Here is a 3,130-nt window from a genome sequence, read left to right as displayed (position 1 = left end):
GGGGTGTCACCACCGTCCTGGACATGGCGACACCCCACCCCGACGAACTGCTGCCACTGCGGCACCACGACGAGGTGGCCGACCTCTACAGCGCCGGCTATCCGGCGGTGGCGCCGAAATCGACGCAGACCAAGAAGATGGGCTATCCCGAATCCATCGCGGTGACCGGCAGCGCGGACGCCGACCGGTTCATCGGCGACCAGATCCGCCGTTCCGTCGACTACATCAAGATCATCGTCGATGATCCCCAACAGCCGGGCACCGCCGCACTGTCCCCTGAGACCATCGCCGCCCTGATCACGCGCGCCCATGGCGCGGGCTTGAAAGTCATCGCCCACGCCATGACCCCCACATCCATCCGCACGGCCGTCGACGCGGGCGTCGATATCCTCACCCACGCCCCCATCGCCGGTGCACTGGACCCCGGGCTCGCGGCCGAGGTCGCCGCCAAGGACATCGTGGTCTCGCCGACGCTGACCATGATGCGCGGACTCACCGCCGCTCTCGGCAGGAAGCCTCTCTTCCGGGTCATGGGCAGGCTCGGGCTGATGCCTCGCATGGACTACGCCAGCGCCCGGAGATCAACTGCCGCCCACCTGGCAGCCGGCGTGACCATCATCGCCGGAACGGACTCCAACCAGGACCCCACCGCCCCCTTCTCTCCTCCTGCGGGGCAAAGCCTCCATGAAGAGCTCGCCCTACTTGTCGATGCCGGGCTCAGCCCCGCCCAGGCGCTGCGGGGCGCGACCGTTACCGCGGCCGAGGTGTTCGGCCTGACCGACCGCGGCGTGATCGAAGGCGGCCGCCGCGCCGATCTGCTGCTCATCGACGGTGACCCCACTCAGGACATCGGCGCCACCACCCGTATCCGCGGAGTGTGGATCAAGGGACGACGTGTTCGGTGACCGAGGAAGCGGAGCCCGTCCCGGACATCACCTGCGCCCGTCACAGAACGGGGGCCAGCCGCACCCCGGCCCGGGTGCTAGCCCCATCGCTGGCGACCGGGTTGCTCCATACCGTCGCTGTAGCACCGCCGTTGTGGTACTACAGCCCTTTCGCGAGGAGACGACTCATGCGCAACAGGAACCCGCGGCGCTTAGGTGCTGCTGTGCTCGTCGGCGCGTTGGCCGCGCTGGTGTGCGCACCGGCGGCCGAAGCGGTCACGGTCGGACCGGGCTCGCTGTGGAGCCAGGTGAACGCGATCAAGGACACCGGGAACGTCGCGGTCGTGGCCGAGACGACCGGGCCGCGCGGCCACCGTTTCGCGTCCGTGGGACAGGCCGACGCCGACACCCGCGTGCGCGCGAGCCGCTACGACGCCTTCCGTATCGGCAGCGCCACCAAGACCTTCACGGCCACGGTGATACTCCAACTCGTCGGTGAGGGACGGCTGTCGCTGGACGATACCGTTGAGCACTGGCTGCCGGGCGTGGTCTCCGGGAACGGCAACGACGGCAGCAGGATCACCGTTCGCCAGCTGCTGCAGCACACCAGCGGGATCTTCAACTACACCGCCGACCTGCCCGGGCTCGCTTCGACGGAGGGCTTCCTGGCCGAGCGCTACACCACCTACACCCCGGAGCAACTGGTCGCCATCGCCATGCGGCACGCGCCGGACTTCGCCCCCGGCACCGGGTGGAACTACTCGAACACGAACTACATCCTGGCCGGCATGATCATCAACCGGGTCACAAGGCACACCTGGCAGAACGAGGTCACCACGCGCATCATCCAGCCCCTGGGGCTGCGCCGCACCCGCACACCGGGCACCGACCCGTCCATACCCGGCCCGCACCTGCACGGATACTCCAACTTCGGGTCGGGCCCGACGATCGACGTCACCGCGTTCAACCCGAGCGCCGCCGGCGCCGCCGGAGAGATCACCAGCACCACCGCAGACCTGACCACGTTCTACACGGCGCTGATGCGCGGCCGATTGCTCGCCCCGGCCCAGCTGGCCCAGATGCAGACAACCGTGCCGGCCCCTGTCCTGCCCGGGGCGCGATACGGCCTGGGGCTCATGTGGTTGCCGCTGTCCTGCGGTGGCGGCTACTTCGGCCACGCCGGCGACGTCCCCGGCTACAGCACTCGCGACGGCGTCACCCCCGACGGCCGCAGGACAGCCGTGGTCGAGCGCACCGGCAACGGCGGTCCGGGCAGCGAGCAGGCCATGGACACCCTGATCGACGAGCAACTGTGCCCGTCGGACCCCACGTAGCCTTGGGGCCCGGCCGGTCAGCCGGGTGTCCCAGCGGTACCGCTTGCCTGCGGGTGCTCTGCCACCCAGCGGGCAAACCGCCCGGAACGGGGCCGGGGCTCCCCTACCGGAGATCTCGGCGGTGAAGCCCAACTCGGCCGTTGGGATACAGGGCTTGGCACCGGCGTAGCCGTGATGCAGCCGTCGACTGCGATCTCGGCCAGGGCGAGTCCTGTGTCAGGCGGTCGTAGGCTTCGAGAGCCAGGGCACGTACGCGGCCGGGATCGCCCACACATGCTCGTACCGGTTGTTCCGCCGCCTTGCCCCGTACTTACGCGCGACCGCTCCGCGGCCAGCCCTGTGCGTCGAATATTGCGGTGGGGTCGAGATAGTCGCGCCAGTGCGCCACCTTGCGGTCCTGGACGGTCACGACGGAGACGAGGCGATTGTCGTAGGCGCGCCCTGTCGGGGCCGACGTGCCGTGGACCTCGTACTCCAGGACGACCACCGAGGTCTCCGGGTCCCGGTGCACGCGGAGATTGTCCGCGCTGCGCAGCGTCACGTAGGTGCCGTAGTCGCTGTACAGGTCGACGATCCCCTGGCGTCCCTCGACCCGCCGGGGGTACCCGGGCACGGTCATCACGTACTCGAAGACCACGTCGTCGGCCAGCAGGTCGTAGTAGTCCTCCCCGTCGACCAGGCCGTCCAGCCCCTCCTTGATGATACGGAAGAAGGGACTGTTCGCCCCGATCAGGGGCGTGTTGTCGCTGACGGTCTTGGTCACTTCGCCTCCAGGGTCCAGGTGTGGGCGTAGCGCTCGGCGAACTCGCGGAAGGTCGTGGGCGGCTGGCCGGTGACCTTCTCGATGTCGCCGGTGGGCGTGGCGCCGTTGCCAGTGATGACGGCACTGGTGAGCCAGCGCAGCATCACCGC

3 protein-coding genes are annotated in these 3,130 nt (G+C 69.2%); 2 read left to right on the top strand and 1 reads right to left on the bottom strand.

Annotation, left to right across the window (positions count from 1 at the left end):
- The coding region (locus tag ACFV0Q_RS40320; RefSeq protein ID WP_385012915.1) for an amidohydrolase family protein at nucleotides 1-905 on the top strand (905 nt) is incomplete at its 5' end.
- 167 nt (nucleotides 906-1,072) lie between these two features.
- A complete protein-coding gene (locus ACFV0Q_RS40315; RefSeq protein WP_385012913.1) occupies nucleotides 1,073-2,218 on the top strand; it encodes a serine hydrolase domain-containing protein in 1,146 nt (381 codons plus the stop codon).
- A gap of 310 nt (nucleotides 2,219-2,528) precedes the next feature.
- Here the strand turns inward: ACFV0Q_RS40315 and ACFV0Q_RS40310 are convergent, their stop codons facing one another.
- The gene (locus ACFV0Q_RS40310; protein ID WP_385012911.1) at nucleotides 2,529-2,981 is read right to left on the bottom strand and encodes a nuclear transport factor 2 family protein; all 453 of its coding nucleotides are present in this window, start codon (nucleotides 2,979-2,981) and stop codon (nucleotides 2,529-2,531) included.
- Nucleotides 2,982-3,130 lie beyond the last annotated feature (149 nt).

The sequence above is a fragment of the Streptomyces sp. NPDC059564 genome, assembly GCF_042735575.1.
Lineage (GTDB): Bacteria > Actinomycetota > Actinomycetes > Streptomycetales > Streptomycetaceae > Streptomyces.
Note: the sequence above shows the minus strand (reverse complement) of the source record. Positions and strands in the feature narration are given on the sequence as shown.

Coding starts and splice junctions, on each gene's coding strand:
- ACFV0Q_RS40315 (WP_385012913.1), top strand. CDS start 1,073: ATGCGCAACAGGAACCCGCGGCGCTTAGGTGCTGCTGTGCTCGTCGGC.